General features: G+C 71.3%; 18 protein-coding genes and 1 pseudogene. 13 read left to right on the top strand and 6 right to left on the bottom strand.

Going from position 1 to position 18,477, the window contains the following annotated elements:
• Positions 1 to 84: 84 nt before the first annotated feature.
• Complete coding sequence (locus G4G93_RS06125) at positions 85 to 1,056, top strand: hypothetical protein (RefSeq protein ID WP_206289569.1); 972 nt, start codon at positions 85 to 87, stop codon at positions 1,054 to 1,056.
• 10 nt (positions 1,057 to 1,066) lie between these two features.
• Here the strand turns inward: G4G93_RS06125 and G4G93_RS06120 are convergent, their stop codons facing one another.
• Positions 1,067 to 1,435, bottom strand: a complete 369-nt coding sequence (locus tag G4G93_RS06120) for a hypothetical protein (RefSeq protein ID WP_165082267.1) — start codon at positions 1,433 to 1,435, stop codon at positions 1,067 to 1,069.
• A gap of 169 nt (positions 1,436 to 1,604) precedes the next feature.
• On the opposite strand from G4G93_RS06120, the gene G4G93_RS06115 reads away from it, so the two are divergent.
• Complete coding sequence (locus G4G93_RS06115) at positions 1,605 to 2,279, top strand: HAD family hydrolase (RefSeq protein WP_206289568.1); 675 nt, start codon at positions 1,605 to 1,607, stop codon at positions 2,277 to 2,279.
• A gap of 78 nt (positions 2,280 to 2,357) precedes the next feature.
• Positions 2,358 to 3,506, top strand: a complete 1,149-nt coding sequence (locus tag G4G93_RS06110; RefSeq protein ID WP_206289567.1) for an alpha/beta hydrolase — start codon at positions 2,358 to 2,360, stop codon at positions 3,504 to 3,506.
• 70 nt (positions 3,507 to 3,576) lie between these two features.
• Here the strand turns inward: G4G93_RS06110 and G4G93_RS06105 are convergent, their stop codons facing one another.
• The 3 genes and pseudogenes from G4G93_RS06105 to G4G93_RS06095 all read right to left on the bottom strand — a co-directional run bounded on the left by G4G93_RS06105 (position 3,577) and on the right by G4G93_RS06095 (position 7,053).
• Complete coding sequence (locus G4G93_RS06105) at positions 3,577 to 5,274, bottom strand: methyl-accepting chemotaxis protein (RefSeq protein ID WP_165082265.1); 1,698 nt, start codon at positions 5,272 to 5,274, stop codon at positions 3,577 to 3,579.
• A 222-nt stretch (positions 5,275 to 5,496) separates the two neighbouring features.
• Positions 5,497 to 5,898, bottom strand: a pseudogene (locus tag G4G93_RS36400) (methyl-accepting chemotaxis protein); the annotation flags it as partial.
• A 156-nt stretch (positions 5,899 to 6,054) separates the two neighbouring features.
• Positions 6,055 to 7,053, bottom strand: a complete 999-nt coding sequence (locus tag G4G93_RS06095; RefSeq protein ID WP_165082263.1) for a DUF2336 domain-containing protein — start codon at positions 7,051 to 7,053, stop codon at positions 6,055 to 6,057.
• Positions 7,054 to 7,502: 449 nt separating this feature from the next.
• Here G4G93_RS06095 and rpsF point away from each other — a divergent pair, with 449 nt between their 5' ends.
• The 10 genes from rpsF to G4G93_RS06045 all read left to right on the top strand — a co-directional run bounded on the left by rpsF (position 7,503) and on the right by G4G93_RS06045 (position 16,587).
• Positions 7,503 to 7,991 (top strand): 30S ribosomal protein S6, encoded by a 489-nt coding sequence (gene rpsF / locus G4G93_RS06090; protein ID WP_165082261.1) that lies wholly within the window; start codon positions 7,503 to 7,505, stop codon positions 7,989 to 7,991.
• A gap of 3 nt (positions 7,992 to 7,994) precedes the next feature.
• The gene (gene rpsR, locus G4G93_RS06085; protein WP_012332436.1) at positions 7,995 to 8,246 is read left to right on the top strand and encodes a 30S ribosomal protein S18; all 252 of its coding nucleotides are present in this window, start codon (positions 7,995 to 7,997) and stop codon (positions 8,244 to 8,246) included.
• Between the two features lie 106 nt (positions 8,247 to 8,352).
• Entirely contained in the window at positions 8,353 to 9,303 is a 951-nt protein-coding gene (locus G4G93_RS06080; RefSeq protein ID WP_165082259.1) for a DUF2232 domain-containing protein, read from the top strand.
• 124 nt (positions 9,304 to 9,427) lie between these two features.
• Positions 9,428 to 9,997 carry a 50S ribosomal protein L9 gene (gene rplI / locus G4G93_RS06075; protein ID WP_165082257.1) on the top strand — a complete coding sequence of 190 codons (570 nt, stop codon included), beginning with the start codon at positions 9,428 to 9,430 and terminating at the stop codon, positions 9,995 to 9,997.
• 268 nt (positions 9,998 to 10,265) lie between these two features.
• Positions 10,266 to 11,753: a replicative DNA helicase gene (locus G4G93_RS06070; protein ID WP_165082254.1), complete on the top strand. Its 1,488-nt coding sequence runs from the start codon at positions 10,266 to 10,268 to the stop codon at positions 11,751 to 11,753.
• A gap of 96 nt (positions 11,754 to 11,849) precedes the next feature.
• A complete protein-coding gene (gene alr / locus G4G93_RS06065) occupies positions 11,850 to 12,944 on the top strand; it encodes an alanine racemase (protein WP_165082252.1) in 1,095 nt (364 codons plus the stop codon).
• A 264-nt stretch (positions 12,945 to 13,208) separates the two neighbouring features.
• A complete protein-coding gene (locus tag G4G93_RS06060; protein WP_165082250.1) occupies positions 13,209 to 14,459 on the top strand; it encodes an acyl-CoA dehydrogenase family protein in 1,251 nt (416 codons plus the stop codon).
• Positions 14,460 to 14,644: 185 nt separating this feature from the next.
• Positions 14,645 to 15,745 (top strand): dimethylsulfone monooxygenase SfnG, encoded by a 1,101-nt coding sequence (gene sfnG, locus G4G93_RS06055; protein ID WP_165082248.1) that lies wholly within the window; start codon positions 14,645 to 14,647, stop codon positions 15,743 to 15,745.
• A gap of 94 nt (positions 15,746 to 15,839) precedes the next feature.
• Positions 15,840 to 16,091 carry a hypothetical protein gene (locus G4G93_RS06050; RefSeq protein ID WP_165082246.1) on the top strand — a complete coding sequence of 84 codons (252 nt, stop codon included), beginning with the start codon at positions 15,840 to 15,842 and terminating at the stop codon, positions 16,089 to 16,091.
• Positions 16,092 to 16,116: 25 nt separating this feature from the next.
• Positions 16,117 to 16,587, top strand: a complete 471-nt coding sequence (locus G4G93_RS06045; RefSeq protein ID WP_165082244.1) for an opioid growth factor receptor-related protein — start codon at positions 16,117 to 16,119, stop codon at positions 16,585 to 16,587.
• On the opposite strand, the gene G4G93_RS06040 is transcribed toward G4G93_RS06045, so the two are convergent.
• Positions 16,584 to 17,831, bottom strand: a complete 1,248-nt coding sequence (locus tag G4G93_RS06040; RefSeq protein ID WP_206289566.1) for an acyl-CoA dehydrogenase — start codon at positions 17,829 to 17,831, stop codon at positions 16,584 to 16,586. The genes G4G93_RS06045 and G4G93_RS06040 overlap by 4 nt on opposite strands.
• Positions 17,832 to 17,939: 108 nt before the next feature.
• Positions 17,940 to 18,476 (bottom strand): response regulator transcription factor, encoded by a 537-nt coding sequence (locus G4G93_RS06035; protein ID WP_165082242.1) that lies wholly within the window; start codon positions 18,474 to 18,476, stop codon positions 17,940 to 17,942.
• Between the last annotated feature and the right edge of the window lies 1 nt (position 18,477).

The following is an 18,477-nucleotide window of genomic DNA, read 5'->3' as shown; positions in this document are numbered from 1 at the left end:
CGCGCGGCGCTCAAGCGAAGCCGACTTCCGCATTGCGAAGCAATCGATCGGAAGTCGTCTGAGGCGGTCCGATCGAGGCAGTCCATGGGCGACGCAGGGCAGAGGCGCGAGGCAGGACAGCAGGACCGAGAGGCCCCCGCCGGCGAGGTCGCCCGCGGCGCCGGCTTCGCCGTGGCGCCCGGTACCGCCAAGCGACCCGGCGTGCTGGTTGCGATGCCGTTCGACCGCGCCCTGCTCGCCCGCTTCAAGGAGACGTTTCCGACCGCCCGCTGGCGGCGCAAGCTCCGGCGCTGGTTTGTTCCCGGCACCACCGCGGAGCAGCGGGCCGATGCCTGGATCGCCCGGGAGATCTCAGGCCTGGACGCCTACGGCGACGACAAGGGCCGCGATGCCTACGCCTTCGAGCCGCTGGAGAGCCCCTATCTCGAGGCCGGGCCCGAGGCGCTCCTGGTCCGCACGCCCTATTCGCGCATGGTGGTCGATACCCTGCGCACCATCCCGTTCGCCGCCTGGGCGCCGGAGATCCGGGCCTGGCGGGTGCCCTGGCGCTCCTACGAGGCCCTGAAGGAAGCGTGGTGCGTGATCGAGGAGGCGGCGCGGCTGAGCGAGCCGGCGGCGCGGCGGGCCCGGCGCGAGGCCGCCCGCAACCCCGCCGCGGAAGCGGAGCGCCGCCGCCGCCGCCATCCCGTCCCGCGCGGCGATCCCCCGCCCCTCGGGGCGGCGGTGGAGGTGGCGGAGGCGGGCGTCGTGGTGTTCGAGGCCCTCGACGACGCCCCGATCACCGAGACCGAGGCGCTGGCGCATTATCCCGGGATCGCCGCGGGGCCCCTGGTCTGGGGCTGGTGGCGGATCCCGACCTTTCCGGAACTGGCCGAGACGGTGCCGGCGGCGGCGCCGGACTCACCCGGCCGCGGCTGGTGGCCGGCGACCCGCGCCGGCCTGGAGGAGCGCCTGCGGCGCCTGCGCGAGACCGCCCGGGCGCAGCAGACGCGGCAGGCCGCCCGGGACCAGCGGGCCCGCGCGAAGCGGGACGAAGCGGGAGCCGAGCCCCGTTAGGGCGTCTTCGTCAGAATTTGCCGCCGAGCCCGACCGAGCCGCCCGACCCGATCGTGGGCGACAGGCTGCCGCCGCCGCTGCCGCCCGGACCGCCCTCGCCCTCGATGTCCTCGCGGCGGATGCGCCGGGGCGGGGCGCTCAGGGTGTCGCTGCCGCGGGTGGTCGACGGGACGTTGAGGCGGCGGGTCGGCTCGGTCGCGGCCTGGGCGAGGTCGCCGTTGCTGCGGGCCGGCAGCTTCACGTCGCCGCGCAGGGAGGGCGGCGGGCCGACATCGCCCGCCGGGAGCACGCCGCCGACCTGGCCCAGGGGGTTCTGGATGCAGCCGCCGGCGAGCGCGGCCACGGCCACGACGAGGCAGGCTCTGGACAGGACGGACATCGGCATTTCCCACATTTTCACCAAGGCCGCCCCGCCTCCCGGCGAAGAACGGCGTTGACGAACCTCTAACGGCCGTGGCGCCCGAAGGCCAGCCGCGCCGCCCGCCCGCCGGGGAACCCCGGCGCTTTGCACGGCTTTCGTGCCTGGCTGCAACAGACGAGGCCCCGCCATGATCCGCAACCTGATCTTCGACATCGACGGGACCCTGCTCGACAGCGTCGATCTGCACGCCGCAGCCTGGTCCGAGGCGTTCCGCGCCTTCGGCCTCGACGTGCCGGAGGCGGCGGTCCGCAGCCAGATCGGCAAGGGCGGCGACCAGCTGATGCCGGTCTTCGTGCCCAGGGAACGCCTGGAGCGGGAGGGCGAGGCACTTGAGAAATTCCGCTCGACGCTGTTCACGGAGAAGTATCTGCCGAAGGTGAAGCCGTTCCCCGGCGTGCGGGCGTTGTTCGAGCGGCTGAAGGCGGAGGGCCACGTCCTGGCGCTGGCCTCGTCGGGCAAGGCCGACGAGGTCGAGCGTTACCAGGAGATCGCCGGCATCCGCGACCTCGTCGACGTGGCGACCAATTCCGACGAGGCCGAGCGCTCGAAGCCGCACCCGGACATCTTCGAGGCGGCCCTGGAGCGGCTCGGGCATCCGCCCCGGGGCCAGGCCGTGGTGATCGGCGATTCGCCCTACGACGCCGAGGCTGCCGTGAAGGCGGGGCTGCCGGCGATCGGCGTCCTGTGCGGCGGCTTCCCCGAGGCCGCGTTGAGCGAGGCCGGCTGCACCGCGATCTATCGCGATCCCCAGGACCTGCTCGACGGCTATGCGAGCTCGGTGCTGCGGCGCGGCCTGCCGTAGCGCGAGCGGCGGCGTCTTGTCGGATGAGCGTGGGCGTGCGAATCGTGCACGGCCCCACGTCATCAGGATGTCCGACCCTTGCCCGGCCCGCGCCGCCTCGCCGCCCTGCATCCGGCCACCCTGTTCCTGGCCGCCGCGCTGCCCGGCGTCGCCGCCGCGCAGACCGTGCCGCCGAACGCCGACGCGTCGGATTTCGCCCGGCTCGAGGCGGCCCAGAACGCCGCCAACGCCAAGCCCGGGCCCCGCACCGTGCCGGGCCGGCGCATCCCGGTGCCGGAGACGGTGAGCCCGGAATTCCAGGCGACGATCGCGGCGCCCTACCGGACCCCGGCCTGGGACGCCGACCCGGGCAGCGCGGCGGAATGGAAGGCGCTCGTCGCCAAGCTCGCGGCCCAGACCGCAGCCCCCCTGCCGGCGCTGCGCGAGCGCCTCGGCGTGGTCTCGACCCCGGAGGTGATCGGCGGCGTCAAGGCCTGGATCGTGGCGCCCAAGGCGGTGCCGGAGCGCAACCGCCACCGGCTGCTGATCCACATCCACGGCGGCGGCTACGTCTACAATCCGGGCGAGGCGGGCACCCTCGAGGCGGTGCTGATGGCGGCCTTCGGCGGCTTCACGGTGATCTCGTTCGATTACCGCATGCCGCCCGACGCGCCCTACCCGGCGGCGATGGACGACGCCATGGCGGTGTGGAAGGCGGCGCTCGCCCTGCAGCCGGCCGAGAACATGGCGGTGTTCGGCACTTCGACCGGCGGCGGCATGACGCTGGCCCTGATGCTGCGCGCCAAGCGCGAGGGTGTGCCGCTCCCCGCCGCCATCGCGCCGGGCACGCCGTGGTCCGACCTGACCGAGACCGGCGACAGCTACAAGGCCAACGAGTGGCTCGACAACGTGCTGGTCTCCTATGACGGCTACCTGACCCGGGCGGCCCGGCTCTACGCCGCCGGCCACGACCTGCGCGACCCCCAGCTCTCGCCGATCTACGGCGACCTGCGCGGCCTGCCCCCCACCATCCTGACCACCGGCACCCGCGACCTGTTCCTGTCCAACACCGTGCGCACCCACCGCAAGCTGCGCCAAGCCGGGGTCGAGGCCTCGCTCCAGGTGTTCGAGGGCATGAGCCACGCCCAGTACCTGTTCAACCCGGACGCGCCGGAGACCCGGGAGGCCTTCACCGAGATCGCCGGCTTCCTCGACAAGCACCTGGGAACCGCGGCGAGGAAGCCGTGAGGGCATGAAGGAGGGGCCGGACTCCCGGCGCCCGCTTACTCTCCCCTGTCGTCGTCGGCGAAGCCCGGCATCAGGCCGCCCGCACGGTGGCGAGGAACCGCACCACCTCGGCCGAGAGGTGCTCGGACTGGCGCGACAGCTCCGAGGCCGCCGCGAGAACCTGGCTCGCCGCCGCCCCCGTCTCCTCAGAGGCCTGCGCCACGCCCGTGATGGTGCTGGTGACCTCTCCCGCGCCGGTCGCCGCCTGCGCCACGTTGCGGACGATCTCCTGGGTCGCCGCGCCCTGCTCCTCCACCGCCGAGGCGATCAAGGTCGCAACGGAATTGATCTCGCGGATGCGGCCGGTGATCGCGTCGATGGCCGAGACCGCCTGATCGGTCACCCCCCGGATCTCCCCGATCTGGCCGGCGATCTCCTGGGTGGCCTTGGCGGTCTGGTCGGCGAGTTCCTTGACCTCGGCGGCGACGACCGCGAAGCCGCGGCCGGCGGCACCGGCCCGCGCCGCCTCGATCGTGGCGTTGAGGGCGAGCAGGTTCGTCTGGCTGGCGATGGTGGAGATCAGCCCCACCATGTCACCGATCCGGGCGGAGGTGGCCTTCAGCGCCTGGACGAGATGACCCGTTCGGTCCGCCTCGTCGACCGCCGCCTGGGCGAGGCCGGCCGAGCCCTGGACCTGGCGCCCGATCTCCTGGACGGAGGCCCCCAGCTCCTCGGCGGCGGCCGCGACGGTGCCGACATTGGTGGCCGCCTCCTCGGCCGCGGCCGCGACCGCGGAGGATTGGGACACGGTCTGCGTCGCGGTCGCGGTCATCGTGGCGGCAGTGGCCTGTAGCTCGGTCGCGGAGGCGGAGACGAGGCCGACGATCCCGCCGACGGCACGCTCGAACCCGTCGGCCATCTCCGCCACCGTCCGCTTGCGCTCGGCCGCGGCCGCAGCGTCGGCCAGGCGCCGGATCTCCGCCTGCTCGGCCGCCGTCCGGGCGACCATCGCCTTGATGCCCTCGACCGCGCGGCCGACGGCCCCGATCTCGTCGCCGCGCGCCGCCTCGGTGATCGCCGCATCCGCATCGCCCCGGGCCATGCGCTGGAGGATGCCGACCAGGCTGCCGAGCGGGCGCGTGATGCCGCGGATGACGATGAGCGCGGCGAGCGCCAGGGCGACGGCCAGCCCCAGGACCGCCGACACGACGAGCACCGTGCCGGCCTCGGACGCGGACCGTTCGGCGGTATCGCTGGCCTGCTTGAGCTCCGCCGTCAACAGGTGGATGCGCGCCTGCACGGCGTTGCCGACCTTCCTGCGGATCACCGCGACCTCGCCGCGAAGGAGGTTGCCGGCCTCCACGTTCTCGTTCTTCAGGGCCAGCGCGTTGGCGCGCTCGGAGAGCGCGAAGAACTCGACCAGGGTGTCGCGCAAGTTCTGGTTCACGGCCTTCCGGTCCGGCGCGTCCGATTTGACGATCAGCGTGTCGGCGCTGGCGAGGGCGGCCTGCACCGCGGCGTGGTAGCGCGTTTCGTAGCCGGCCATCTGCTCCGCGCGGGTCTCCAGGACCAGATTGCGGCTCAGGAGCGCGGCCTCGTTCATGTCGACGCGCAGGGTCAGGATGTGCTGGAGGCGCAGCATCTGCATCTCGGCGATCTCACGCGTCTGCGCGGCCAGGCCGAAGAGGCTGGCTCGCGCATACAGGACGAGCCCGCCCGCCACGGCCGCAACGATCAGGAGCGGCAACACAGCCTTGATCAGGATGCGCGCATCGCGGAGGAGTTTCATTGTATCTGACCCAGCGTTACATATCGTATTTGTTTATTTCTGAAAATAATTAACAACAACTTAATACATAATTTAAATCATGGACGATCCGCCATTCCAGCGGCTCCGCGTCAATGTCTCCAAATTTTCCTGACAAAAACAGGTCATAATCCCTTTTTACGCAGCGTCTCTGACACATGATGCCTCAGACCTCGACCGGGCCACCCGCGTGATGGGCTCGGTCTCGCCGGCCCGGGCCGCGTCGATGGTGGCGTTGAGCGCCAGCAGGTTGGTCTGGACGGCGATCGACGAGATCAGCCCGACCACGTCGCCAACCTTCGCCGAGGTCGCCTTCAGCGCCTGGACGAGCTGGCCCGTCCGGTCCGCCTCGCCGACCGCCGCCTGGGCGAGGCCGGCCGAGCCCTGGACCTGGCGGCCGATCTCGTCGACCGAGCTTCCCAGCTCCTCGGCCGCGGCCGCCGCCACGGTGGATTGCGCCGCGGTCCGCGTCGCGGTGGCGGTCATCGTGGCGGCGGTGGCCTGCAGCTCGGTGGCCGAGGCGGAGACCATGCCGACGATCCCGCCCACGGCGCGCACGAACCCGTCGGCCAGCTCGATCATCGTGCGCCGGCGCTCGGCGGCGGCATCGGCGAGGCCGGGCGACGAGGGCTGCACGGCGAACACGATGAACGCCTGCATCGCCGGGCAAGCCGATGCACCGGCCAGGCACGGTCGGGCGACCGTGGTTCATCCGGGCGGGTCGAACGCCTGCCGATTCGGCTACGCCGCCGCCGGTCCCGTTCAGCCCGGCCGCCCGGCGACCCGTTCGCGGGCCTGCGCCACCGTCACGGCGCGGTAGAGTGCGACCGCGAGGCCGGCCGATTCCGGCGTCGGGGCCGGTCCGGGGCGGGCGCGCAGGAAGGCGCCGAGCGTCGCGAGCCGCAGGTCCGCCGCGCGGACGACCAGCGCGAGGGCCTTCACGCCCGGGGCGCGGTGCGCGGCCTCCGCCCGCGCGGCGGGGCAGCCGGCGAGGTGCGCCAGACCGAGGAGCGCTTCGGTCACCCGGCCGTTCGCGAGCCAGCTCCGGATGTCGGCCTCGTCGAGCCCGAGGCGGATCCGCAGGGCCACGGCCTCGACGGCCCGGCGCGGCGGGCCGGGGGGACCGGGCGTGCGCAATAGGGCGGCGCGCTGGGCCGGCAGCACGCCGCGGGCCGCGAGCCCGGCGGCGAGGCCGTGCCGGTCCGCCATCCGGGCGGACAGGGCCGAGAACGCCGGAAGCGAGAGCCGCGCGCCCGGATTGCCCAGCAGCACCGCCATCACAGTCTGGTCGCCGCGGTTGGCCAGGACGTCGGCGACCCGGGCCGCGACCCGGTCGCGCCGGGCGATCGCCGCGAGATGCGCCGGCCCGCGGCGGCGGGCGACGTGCAGCAGCAGATCGTCCGGCAGGACGGCGCAGGACGTCAGCACCGGCACCGCGACGCTGGCCTCGGGATCGTCGGCGAGGCGCCGCACCAGCTTGTGCGGCGGGCGCGGCAGGCCACCGACCCGCCGGGCGAGCCGCCCGCGCGAGTCCGTCCCGGCGCCCTCGGCGAGCACCGTCATCACCTCGTCCAGGGCGCTGACCTGCGGGCCCGAGAGCCGGCCGGCCCCGGCGAGTAGGAGATCGGCGACCTTGTCGAGCGCCCGCGCCGCCTCCCCGCCGGCAGCGACCCGCTCGGCCTCGTCGACGAGGTCGGCGAGGCGCGTGGCGCCGGAAGGCGGCCGGATCCGCCCGAGTCGTGAAGCCGCGGCCGACGTCATCGGACGAAAGATCCTCGAACAGATGTTCTGGAGCGAACTCTTGAGCGACCGCGTGTTCGAACGCGTGGTCGAACTCTGGGGCAGTTCTAGAGGACGATGGTTACGCCGGCCTTAGCGCCGGGCCGGCTCCGGCGGACCGTCGCCCTCCGGGCTTCTCGCCCTGCCGCGCGCTCCGCCCCGTGCCCCACCCCTTGCCCTCCCGTGAAAACCTGCTATAGGCCGCGCCTCGCGTTCGCTCCGGCCGGGGGCTGAACGGACGGTGCCAGGCCTTCGGGCTCGGCATAGGGGCTCGCCCCGTCGTCCGGTGTCTCCGCCTTCGAACAACCGCTCGGGCCTTTGCAGGCTCGAAGGGCTTGGCGCCGTGCGACGCGAGGACGAACCGGCCCGACGCCCGACGCACATCCGTGTCATCAGGCAGCGGGCCAAAGTCTCCCTGAGAAAGGCCCATCATGGCTCTCTACGAGCATGTGTTCCTGGCTCGCCAGGACGTGACCTCGCAGCAGGTCGAAACGATGATCGAGACCTACAAGTCCGTCATCGAGCAGAACGGCGGCAAGGTCGAGAAGACCGAGATGTGGGGCGTGAAGTCTCTCGCCTACCGCATCCGCAAGAACCGCAAGGCGCATTTCACCCTCCTCAACATCGACGCTCCCCCGGCGGCCCTCGCCGAGATGGAGCGCCAGATGCGCATCTCCGAGGACGTGCTGCGCTTCATGACCGTGCGCGTCGAGGAGCTCGAGTCCGAGCCGTCCGCGATGATGCAGAAGCGCGACCGCGACGAGCGCAAGGACCGCGAGCGCGGCCGTCGCCGCGACGACGACGGCTTCGCCGGCGGCTTCGGCGGCGGCGACCGCCCCGAGCGCGGCGACCGTCCGGACCGGGGCGACCGTCCGGAGCGCGTCGAGCGCACCGAGCGCAACACGAACGAGGAGCAGTAAGCCATGGCTTTCGGTGCTGGTGGCGGCGGTGGCCGTCGTCCGTTCTTCCGTCGGCGCAAGACCTGCCCGTTCTCGGGCCCCAACGCCCCGAAGATCGACTACAAGGACGTGAAGCTGCTCTCGCGCTACGTCTCCGAGCGCGGCAAGATCGTGCCCTCGCGCATCACCGCGGTGTCGGCCAAGAAGCAGCGCGAGCTCGCCCAGGCGATCAAGCGCGCCCGCTTCCTGGGCTTCCTGCCCTACGTGATCCGCTAAATTCAAGGAACAACCCGGCGGCTGCATGCTGCCGGGTCGCTGGGGCGGTCTTAGCACCGCCTCTAACCCCGTCCGGATCGGGCGGCGGGACAGCGGACAGGGTCTCATGGTTCGTCACATCGGCATCGGCGTCGTCGCCGGCCTCGCCTCGGCGCTCCTGATCGGGGTCGTCGTCCAGGCGACGCCGCTGGCGCTGGCCCTCTACCTGCTCGCCCCGCTGCCGATCCTGATCGTGGCGATGGGCTGGAGCCACCGGACCGGCCTCGTGGCCGCCGCCGCCGGCACGCTCGCCCTCGCCGTCGCCTCCTCGCCCTTGCGCGGCCTCGCCTTCCTGGTCTCGACGGCGCTCCCCGCCTGGTGGCTCGGCTACCTCGCGCTGCTCGGCCGCGAGGCGGCGCCCGGCCGGATGGAATGGTACCCGACCGGGCGGCTCCTCGCCTGGGTCGCCGTCACCGCGGCGGTCGCCCTCGTCGTCGTGGTGATGCTGTCCTCCGGCGACCACGCCGCCTACCAGGAGCGGGTCCGCCGCCTCGCCCGGGCGATGCTGCAGCTCCAGATCCAGGAGGCCCCGTCCCGGGGCGCCGGGCTCGAGGAGGACGACCTCGCCCGCATCGCCGAGCGGGTCGCCGGCCTCGCCCCCGCCATCATGGCGACGACCTTCACGCTGCTCCTGACCTTCTATCTCTGGGCCGGCGCCCGGGTGGTGCAGATCTCCGGCCGCCTGGCCCGGCCCTGGCCGGACCTGCCCGCCACCGTCCTGCCGCGCCGGGCCCTGTGGGCGCTGGTCATCGGCGCCGTGCTCTCGCTCGTGCCGGGTTACGCCGGGGCCTTCGGGGTGGCTTTGCTCGGCGCCTTCGCGGCGGCCCTGGCGCTCCAGGGCCTGGCGGCGCTCCACGACCGCAGCCGGGGCAAGCCCGGCCGCACGCCGCTCCTCGTCGGCCTCTACGTGCTGGTCTTCTTCACCCAGGGGCTGGCGCTGGTCGCGCTCGCGGTCTTCGGCCTCGTCGATACCCTGACCGGGCGGCGGCGGCCGGTCCAGGCCCCGCCGGTGGCATGATCCCGCCGGTGGCCTGACGCTCACGAATCCCCGGATCGCCCGACGGCGGTCCGGTTCCCCGACGGCGGAACGCTCCGCCATCACCATCCGGGGCCGACAGGCCTCACAGCAAAGGACGACGACCATGGACGTGATCCTGCTCGAGCGCGTGGCCAAGCTCGGCCAGATGGGCGATACCGTGAAGGTGAAGGCGGGCTTCGCCCGCAACTTCCTCCTCGCCCGCGGCAAGGCCCTGCGCGCCACGGAAGGCAACAAGAAGCGCTTCGAGGACCAGCGCGCCCAGCTCGAGGCCCGCAACCTCGAGCGCCGGGCGGAGGCCGAGAAGGTCGGCGAGACCCTCAACGGCAAGAGCTTCGTGCTGATCCGCCAGGCCGGCGAGACCGGCGTGCTCTACGGCTCGGTCTCCCCGCGCGACCTCGCCGAGGTGGTGACCCAGGACGGCTTCACCATCAACCGCGACCAGTTCAACATCGCGCAGCCGATCAAGACGCTGGGCCTGCACACCGTCCCGGTGGTGCTGCACCCCGAGGTCGAGGTCACCGTGACCGTCAACATCGCCCGCAGCCCCGAGGAGGCCGAGCGCCAGGCCCGCGGCGAGTCGACCACCACCCGCGAGGAGTTCAACCTCGACGATCTCGGCCTCGAGGTCGGTGCCGCCCTCGCCGAGGCCGGCCCGGACGCGGACGACCGCTGATCGACCAACACGCTGTCCTGCCCTCCCGGGCGGGATAGCCGGGACAGCGGGGACAAGCCCGGTGACCGGGCTTGACTTGTTCCCATTTTGTTCCAGCATGGCGGGGTCCGCGACGCGAGTCGCGGGCCCCGCCGTCGTTTCGGGCCAGGGCCGCCGTCCTTCGGTCAAGGTTTGGTCAACGATAGCGGTGCGATGGTCGCCGCCGCGTCTGATGATCTGACACCCCGCCTCCCCTCTTGCCAGCCCCTCTCGCCCGGAGCCCCGCCGGATGGCCATACCCAGCACCCTGACGGCGAATCTCGAGCCCGTGCCGCAGGAATACCGCGTCGCCCCGCACAACATCGACGCGGAGCAGGCCCTGCTCGGCGCGATCCTGGTCAACAACGACGCGTTCTACCGGGTGTCGGACTTCCTGCTGCCCGAGCACTTCATGGAGGAGGTGCACCGGCGGATCTACGAGGTGTCGATCACGCTGATCAAGGCCGGCAAGCTCGCGAGCCCGATCACGCTCAAGACCTATCTGGGCGACGCGGATCTCGGCGGCCTCACGGTCGGCCAGTACCTCGCGCGGCTGGCGGCCGAGGCCACCACGGTCATCAACTCGGAGCATTACGGCCGCACGATCTACGACCTGGCCCTGCGCCGGCGCCTGATCACCATCGGCGAGGACCTGGTCAACGGCGCCTACGAGGCTCCGGTCGAGACCTCGCCGCGCGAGCAGATCGAGGCGACCGAGCGCCGGCTCTACGAGCTGGCCGAGACCGGCAAGTACGACGGCGGCTTCCAGAAATTCTCCGACGCCCTGACGGCGGCGGTCGACATGGCGGCCAAGGCCTACCAGCGCGAGGGGCGGCTGTCGGGCATCGCCACCGGCCTGTCCGACCTCGACGCCAAGATGGGCGGCCTGCAGGCCTCGGACCTCATCATCCTCGCCGGCCGCCCCGGCATGGGCAAGACCTCGCTCGCCACCAACATCGCGTTCAACATCGCCAAGGCCTATGTCGGCGAGAAGCAGCCCGACGGCTCGATCGCGACCAAGAACGGCGGCATCGTCGGCTTCTTCTCGCTCGAAATGTCGGCCGAGCAGCTCGCCACCCGCATCATCGCCGAGCAATCCGGCGTCGCCTCCTACAAGATCCGCCGCGGCGACATCCGGCCGGAGGAGTTCTACAAGATCACCGACGCCGCCCGGGACATGCAGACGATCCCGTTCTACATCGACCAGACCGGCGGCATCTCGATCGCGCAGCTCGCCGCCCGCGCCCGCCGGCTCAAGCGCCAGCGCGGCCTCGACCTGCTCGTCGTCGACTACCTCCAGCTCCTGTCGGGCTCGTCCAAGAAGGGCGACAACCGGGTGCAGGAGATGACCGAGATCACCACCGGCATGAAGGCGCTGGCCAAGGAACTGGCGGTGCCGATCATCGCCCTGTCGCAGCTCTCGCGCCAGGTCGAGGCCCGCGACGACAAGCGGCCGCAGCTCTCGGACCTGCGCGAATCGGGCTCGATCGAGCAGGACGCCGACGTGGTCATGTTCGTGTTCCGCGAGGAATACTACGTCAAGAACAAGAAGCCGCGCGAGGGCACGGAAGAGTTCTTCACCTGGCAGGCCGAGATGGACCGCACCCTCGGCAAGGCCGAGGTGATCCTCGGCAAGCAGCGCCACGGCCCGACCGGCACGGTCGAACTCCAGTTCGACGCCGAGATCACCCGGTTCTCGAACCTGGCCCAGGGCGACCGGCTGCCCGATACGCATTGACGCCGCGCCCGCCTGACCGAAAGTCAGGCGGGCCCTCGCTGCGGTCTTGGCTCCTCCCCCTTTCGGGGGGTAGACCGGGGCGCGAGGAGCGAGATCATGACCGAGCCCACCCCGATCGGCCACGGCGGCCGTCTCACCATCGACCTCGCGGCCCTGCGGGCGAACTGGCGGATCCTCGCGAAAGCCGCGGAATGCCCGGAGACCGCGGCGGTCATCAAGGCCGACGCCTATGGAAGCGGCATCGCCCGGGCCGCGCCGGCCTTGTGGGCCGAGGGCTGCCGCACCTTCTTCGTCGCCCACCTGTCGGAAGGGCTCTCCGCGCGTCGGGCGCTGCCGGACGCGGTCATCTACGTGCTCAACGGCTTCCCCCCGGGGACCGCGCGGGCCTACCGGGACGCGGATCTCCGGCCGGTGCTGGGCTCGCGCGACGAGGTCGCCGAATGGGCGGCCGCGAACCGGGAGGCGGGCCGGCGCCCGGCGGCCCTCCACGTCGATACCGGCATGAACCGCCTCGGCTTCGCGGTGCCGGAGGCGCTGGCGCTCGCCGGCGATCCCGTCATGGCAGAGGCCGGGTTCGACCTCCTGATGAGCCACCTCGTCAGCGCCGAGGTCGAGCACGATCCCCTCACCGACCGCCAGGCCGCCGCGTTCGCCCGGGTGCGCGCCGCCTATCCGGGCCTCAGGGCCTCGCTCGCCAATTCCTCGGGCGATTTTCTCGCCTCCTGCCGCGCCGACCTGGCGCGGCCGGGTTACGCCCTCTACGGCGGCAACCCGCGGCCGGGGCACGACAACCCGATGCGCCCGGTGATGCGGCTCGAGGCCGGCATCCTCCAGGTCCGCGAGGTCGAGGCCGGCGCCACCGCCGGCTACAACGCCCGCTGGACCGCCCGCGAGCCCCGGCGTCTCGCCACCCTGTCGCTGGGCTACGCCGACGGCTTTCCCCGCGCCTCGACCGGCCGCGGCGAGGCCGTGGTCGGCGGCGTGCGCTGCCCCTTCGTCGGCAACGTCTCGATGGACCTCATCATCCTCGACGTGACCGAGGCGCCGCGGGAGGCCCTGTTCCGCGGCGCGCCCGCGACCCTGATCGGCGACGGGCTCGACCTCGAGACGGTCGGGCGCAACGCCGGCACGATCGGCTACGAGATCCTGACCGGGCTCGGGCGGCGCTACGAGCGGGTGTACCGGGACTGACGGGTTCGATCCCGCTCGATCGCACCGGTGGAATCGAAGCCCTCTTCGTCGTCCCGGGTCTCGCAGCAAGCGAGACCCGGGACGACGAAGAGGGTGCGGTCTCGTCGAGGAGCCGATCCAGTCTTCGAAAATCCGGTACGGCGCCGCCGCGGCCCATCGCTCCCACCCCTTTCGAAAAGGCGGTTTTGCTCGCGCCCGGTTGGCGCTAGGCTCCCGTCCGGAAGCGTCGGGGCGAGAGACCCCGGCCACGGGAGGATCACGCGCATGGACTTCACCCTCTCCGAGCGGCAGCGCCACTGGCGCGACCGGGTCCGGGCCTTCATGGACGAGCATGTCCGCCCGGCGGTGCCGACCTACAAGGCCGAGATGGCGGCCTTCGGCACCGACCGCTGGCAGCCGGTGCCGGTGATCGAGCGGCTCAAGCCGAAGGCCCGCGAGGCCGGCCTGTGGAACCTGTTCCTGCCCCCCTCGCCCGAGCACGACGACGGCGATTTCCGCGGCGCCGGGCTCACCAACCTCGATTACGCGCTCTGCGCCGAGGAGATGGGCCGGATCCAGTGGGCCTCCGAGGTGTTCAACTGCTCGGCCCCCGATACCGGCAACATGGAGGTGCTACACCGCTACGGCACCCGGGCTCAGAAGGAGCGCTGGCTCACCCCCCTGATGGCGGGCGAGATCCGCTCGGCCTTCCTGATGACCGAGCCGGACGTGGCCTCGTCGGATGCCACCAACATCGAGACGAAGGTCCGCCGCGACGGCGACCATTACGTCATCAGCGGCCGCAAGTGGTGGTCCTCGGGCGTCGGCGATCCGCGCTGCGCCGTCGCCATCGTGATGGGCAAGACCGACACCGGCGCGCCCCTGCACCAGCAGCAATCGCAGATCCTCGTGCCCCTCGACACGCCCGGGATCGAGGTGGTGCGGATGCTGCCGGTCTTCGGCTACGACGACGCGCCGCACGGCCATGCCGAGGTGATCCTCAACGACGTCCGGGTGCCGGCCGAGAACCTGCTGCTCGGCGAGGGCCGCGGCTTCGAGATCGCGCAAGGGCGGCTCGGGCCGGGGCGCATCCACCATTGCATGCGGACCATCGGGGTGGCGGAAGAGGCGCTGGAGAAGATGGCCAAGCGCCTGCTCGGCCGCGTCGCCTTCGGCAAGCGCATCGCCGACCACTCGGTCTGGGAGCAGCGCATCGGCGAGGCCCGGACCGACATCGAGATGACCCGCCTCCTCTGCCTCAAGGCGGCGGACATGATGGACAAGGTCGGCAACAAGGGCGCCAAGCTCGAGATCGCGATGATCAAGGTCGCGGCCCCCCGCATGGCGCTGAAGATCATCGACGACGCGATCCAGGCCCATGGCGGCGCCGGGGTCAGCAGCGATGCCGGCCTGGCCTATTCCTACGCCCGCATCCGGACCCTGCGCCTCGCTGACGGGCCGGACGAGGTCCACAACCGCTCGATCGCCCGGCTGGAGCTGGCGCAATACGGCAACCGCGAGCGGCCGAAGGCCTGAGCGCCGATTCGGAAGATCGTCCGCGCGGGCGGCCCGTTCCGGAGAACGGGCTTCCCGCGCGGGCCGCAAAAAAGCACGACGATGCTTTTGACGGCGCGGAAGCTCATCCCGATACTTGGGATCGACCGCGCCGCAGACGCAGGCGGCGCCGGCTCTTCTTCCCGTGACCGAGCGAGGATCCGCCCATGACGCAGCAAACCCCCGAGCCGATCCGCTTCGCCTACTGGGTGCCGAACGTCTCCGGCGGCCTCGTCATCAGCAAGATCCCCCAGCGCACGAGCTGGGATGCCGATTACAACCGCGAGCTGGCCCGGATCGCCGAGACGGCGGGCTTCGACTACGCCCTGACCCAGATCCGCTTCACCGCCGGCTACGGCGCCGAGTACCAGCACGAATCGGTCGCCTTCAGCCACGCGCTGCTCGCCGCCACCGACAAGCTGAAGGTCATCGCCGCGATCCTGCCCGGGCCGTGGAACCCGACGATCGCGGCCAAGCAGGTCGCGACCATCTCGCAGCTCACCCACGGGCGCATCGCCGTCAACATCGTCAGCGGCTGGTTCTCGGGCGAGTTCCGGGCGATCGGCGAGCCCTGGCTCGACCACGACGAGCGCTATCGCCGCTCGGAGGAATTCATCCGCTCCCTGCGCGGCATCTGGACGGAGGACAACTTCACCTTCCGGGGCGATTTCTACCGCTACAGCAACTACACCCTGAAGCCGAAGCCTGCCGAGCCCCTGCCGGAGATCTTCCAGGGCGGCTCGTCGCGGGCGGCGCGGGACATGGCGGCCCGGGTCTCCGACTGGTACTTCACCAACGGCAACACGCCGGAGAACATCCGCGCCCAGGTCGACGACATCCGCCACAAGGCGATGGCGGAAGGCCGGAGCGTGAAGATCGGCGTCAACGCCTTCGTGATCGCCCGCGACACCGAGGCGGAGGCCCGCGCCGTCCTGAAGGAGATCATCGATCATGCCGACCCGGAGGCGGTGCGCGCCTTCGGCCACGAGGTGAAGAATGCCGGCGCCGCCTCGCCGGAGCGCGAGGGCAACTGGGCGAAGTCGAGCTTCGAGGATCTGGTGCAGTACAATGACGGCTTCCGCACCAACCTGATCGGCACGCCGGACCAGATCGCCGAGCGCATCCTGGCGCTCAAGGATGCCGGGGCCGACCTCGCGTTGCTGGGCTTCCTGCACTTCCAGGAGGAGGTGGCGTATTTCGGCGAGCAGGTGATTCCGCGGGTGCGGGCGCTGGAAGCGGCGCGGGCCGAGCGGCGGGCGGCGGCGTGATCATGTGCCCCGGCCTGCAAGGATGAAGCGCAATTTAATCGACCGGGCGTAGAACTGATCCGATCATCGGGCCGTCGAAACGGCGGCCCCGGTCATGACTCTGCTTCGCTCCTGCACGACGGCGCTCCTTCTCTCGCTCGTCGCCGTGCAGGCCCCCGCCGCGGAGGAGGGCCGGGCGCGGCTCCTGACCGAGCCGGTCTATATCCGGCCTCTCTACGGCGCCTACCGCCAGTGCGGCGGCGCCTGCCTCAAGAGCGGCAGCCTGTCGTGGTTCTGCGGCGCGCGCCAGCAATGCAGCCTCGATTGCGCGACGGCCCCGCCTGTCCGCCGCTGCGCCTCGCCATAGATCGTGAGGAGAGCAGGAGGCGACCATGGCCGAGGCGCGTGCAGGACCGATCCACGCCTTCCTCGCGTCTCGGGGACGTGACGGGAAAGGCCGTTCCCTCGCCAACGTTCTCGACTTCGACGACAGCCGCATCGAGAACACGCACGACGTCATCCAGTGGCTGTTCCCGCTCCGGGATGCGAGCCGGGCGGTGCCGGGGTCACCGGTGCTCGGAGCGATGGAGGCGGAGGCGATCCGGTGCGATCGATCGGCTCAAGCCGGCCTGCTTGCCGCCCGGATCCGGATGATGCGCTTCTACGTCCAGACTCGACGCTGGCTGACGGCCTACGACCACAACCACCTGCGCATCACCCGCATCCTCACCTCCCTGCGCGACCTCGTCGGGCAGGACGAGGCCAAGGCTTTCCACGAGGATATCCTCAGCCTCAACGAGGCGGCAGGCTCCCCGGTGAACCCGGAGAGCCTCGACTATTGGCGACGGGCGGTGGAAGGCTAGAAGAACGCCTGCAGCCCGGTCTGCGCCCGGCCCAGGATCAGGGCGTGGACGTCGTGGGTGCCCTCGTAGGTGTTCACCGTCTCGAGGTTCTGGGCGTGGCGCATCACGTGGTACTCGCCCATGATGCCGTTGCCGCCGTGCATGTCGCGCGCCTCGCGGGCGATGGCGAGCGCCTTGCCGCAATTGTTGCGCTTGACCAGGGAGATCATCTCGGGCGCCATCCGGCCCTCGTCGAACAGCCGGCCGACCCGCAACGAGCCCTGGAGGCCCAGGGCGATCTCGGTCTGCATGTCGGCGAGCTTCTTCTGCACCAGCTGGGTCTGGGCGAGCGGCCGGTTGAACTGCTTGCGGTCGAGCGTGTACTGGCGCGCCCGGTGCCAGCAATCCTCGGCGGCGCCCAGCGCGCCCCAGGAGATGCCGTAGCGCGCCCGGTTGAGGCAGCCGAACGGCCCCTTCAGCCCCGAGACGTTCGGCAGCAGCGCGCTTTCCGGCACCTCGACGCCGTCCATGACGATCTCGCCGGTGACCGAGGCGCGCAAGGACAGCTTGCCCTTGATCTGCGGCGCCGACAGGCCCTTCATCCCCTTTTCCAGGATGAAGCCGCGGATCTGGTTGTCGTGGGCCGGGGACTTGGCCCAGACCACGAACACGTCGGCGATCGGAGCGTTCGAGATCCAGGTCTTGGCGCCCGACAGGCGGTAGCCGCCGTCGATCTTGTCGGCGCGGGTCTTCATGCCGGCGGGATCCGAGCCGGCATCCGGCTCGGTCAGGCCGAAGCAGCCCACGAACTCGCCGGAGGCCAACTTCGGCAGGTAGGTCTTCCGCTGATTCTCGTCGCCGTAGGCGTAGATCGGATACATGACGAGCGAGGACTGCACGCTCATCATCGAGCGGTAGCCGGAATCGACCCGCTCGACCTCGCGGGCGACGAGGCCGTAGGCGACGTAAGACGCTCCGGCGCAGCCGTACTCCTCCGGCAGGGTGACGCCGAGAAGGCCGAGCTCGCCCATGGCGTTGAACAGCGAGCGGTCGGTCTTCTCCTCGGCATAGGCCTCGACGATGCCGGGCAGCAGGCGCTCCTGGGCGAAGCTGCGGGCCGAGTCGCGGATCAGGCGCTCGTCGTCGGTGAGCTGGTCGTCGAGCAGGAAGGGGTCGTCCCACCGGAACGCGCCGCGGGTCCCCTCATGGGGCTTCACCGGGCTGAGGTTGGTCTGGGTCGCGACCGCGGCGGACGGGGGGTTCATGGCGTCTCCTCCTGGGATTTCGGGCGGGACGTTACCCCGGGGCCGCCGCCTCCGCCAGGATGCGAAACCGCATTCCGCACGCGTCAGCCATGCGGAAATGGGGCAGGATTACTTCACCTGCTGCTTGTCGAGCTTGCGGGCGAGCGTCCGCCGGTGCATGCCCAGCCGCCGCGCGGTCTCCGAGATGTTGAAGTCGGTCTCGACCAGGGTCTGATGGATGCGCTCCCATTCGAGCGTCTTGATCGAGGTCGGCCGCCCGTCGAGGGAGACGGCGACGTCGCCTTCCGCCTTGGAGAAGGCCGCCTCGATGTCGTCGGTATTGGCGGGCTTGGCGAGATAATGGCAGGCGCCGAGCTTGATCGCCTCGACCGCGGTGGCGATGCTGGCGTAACCCGTGAGCACCACCGTGAGGATATCGGGATCGTGGTCGTGCAGGGCCTTGACGCAGGCGAGGCCCGATTCGCCGTTGAGCTTCAGGTCGACCACGGCATAGGTCGGGGTGCGCTCGGCGAGCAGAGCCTCCAGGGCGCCGAGGCCGGTGAGGCTCACCACCGTGTAGCCCCGCCGCTCGAACGAGCGGGTCAGGGTGGCGGCGAAGCGGTCGTCGTCCTCGACGATGACGAGCAGGCGATCGTCGTCGGACATC

Source organism: Methylobacterium sp. DB0501 (genome assembly GCF_011043735.1).
Lineage (GTDB): Bacteria > Pseudomonadota > Alphaproteobacteria > Rhizobiales > Beijerinckiaceae > Methylobacterium > Methylobacterium alsaeris.
The sequence above is the reverse complement of the archived record's forward strand: the minus strand, read 5'-3'. Positions and strand labels throughout refer to the sequence as shown.

What these genes read in the sequence shown, in the direction of transcription:
- G4G93_RS06040 (WP_206289566.1), bottom strand. Translation starts at nt 17,831, where the DNA reads ATGAACCCCCCGTCCGCCGCGGTCGCGACCCAGACCAACCTCAGCCCG.
- G4G93_RS06035 (WP_165082242.1), bottom strand. Translation starts at nt 18,476, where the DNA reads ATGTCCGACGACGATCGCCTGCTCGTCATCGTCGAGGACGACGACCGC.
- G4G93_RS06060 (WP_165082250.1), top strand. Translation starts at nt 13,209, where the DNA reads ATGGACTTCACCCTCTCCGAGCGGCAGCGCCACTGGCGCGACCGGGTC.
- rplI (WP_165082257.1), top strand. Translation starts at nt 9,428, where the DNA reads ATGGACGTGATCCTGCTCGAGCGCGTGGCCAAGCTCGGCCAGATGGGC.
- G4G93_RS06095 (WP_165082263.1), bottom strand. Translation starts at nt 7,053, where the DNA reads ATGACGTCGGCCGCGGCTTCACGACTCGGGCGGATCCGGCCGCCTTCC.
- G4G93_RS06070 (WP_165082254.1), top strand. Translation starts at nt 10,266, where the DNA reads ATGGCCATACCCAGCACCCTGACGGCGAATCTCGAGCCCGTGCCGCAG.
- G4G93_RS06045 (WP_165082244.1), top strand. Translation starts at nt 16,117, where the DNA reads ATGGCCGAGGCGCGTGCAGGACCGATCCACGCCTTCCTCGCGTCTCGG.
- G4G93_RS06120 (WP_165082267.1), bottom strand. Translation starts at nt 1,435, where the DNA reads ATGTCCGTCCTGTCCAGAGCCTGCCTCGTCGTGGCCGTGGCCGCGCTC.
- sfnG (WP_165082248.1), top strand. Translation starts at nt 14,645, where the DNA reads ATGACGCAGCAAACCCCCGAGCCGATCCGCTTCGCCTACTGGGTGCCG.
- G4G93_RS06115 (WP_206289568.1), top strand. Translation starts at nt 1,605, where the DNA reads ATGATCCGCAACCTGATCTTCGACATCGACGGGACCCTGCTCGACAGC.
- G4G93_RS06105 (WP_165082265.1), bottom strand. Translation starts at nt 5,274, where the DNA reads ATGAAACTCCTCCGCGATGCGCGCATCCTGATCAAGGCTGTGTTGCCG.
- G4G93_RS06080 (WP_165082259.1), top strand. Translation starts at nt 8,353, where the DNA reads ATGGTTCGTCACATCGGCATCGGCGTCGTCGCCGGCCTCGCCTCGGCG.
- rpsF (WP_165082261.1), top strand. Translation starts at nt 7,503, where the DNA reads ATGGCTCTCTACGAGCATGTGTTCCTGGCTCGCCAGGACGTGACCTCG.
- rpsR (WP_012332436.1), top strand. Translation starts at nt 7,995, where the DNA reads ATGGCTTTCGGTGCTGGTGGCGGCGGTGGCCGTCGTCCGTTCTTCCGT.
- G4G93_RS06050 (WP_165082246.1), top strand. Translation starts at nt 15,840, where the DNA reads ATGACTCTGCTTCGCTCCTGCACGACGGCGCTCCTTCTCTCGCTCGTC.
- G4G93_RS06125 (WP_206289569.1), top strand. Translation starts at nt 85, where the DNA reads ATGGGCGACGCAGGGCAGAGGCGCGAGGCAGGACAGCAGGACCGAGAG.
- alr (WP_165082252.1), top strand. Translation starts at nt 11,850, where the DNA reads ATGACCGAGCCCACCCCGATCGGCCACGGCGGCCGTCTCACCATCGAC.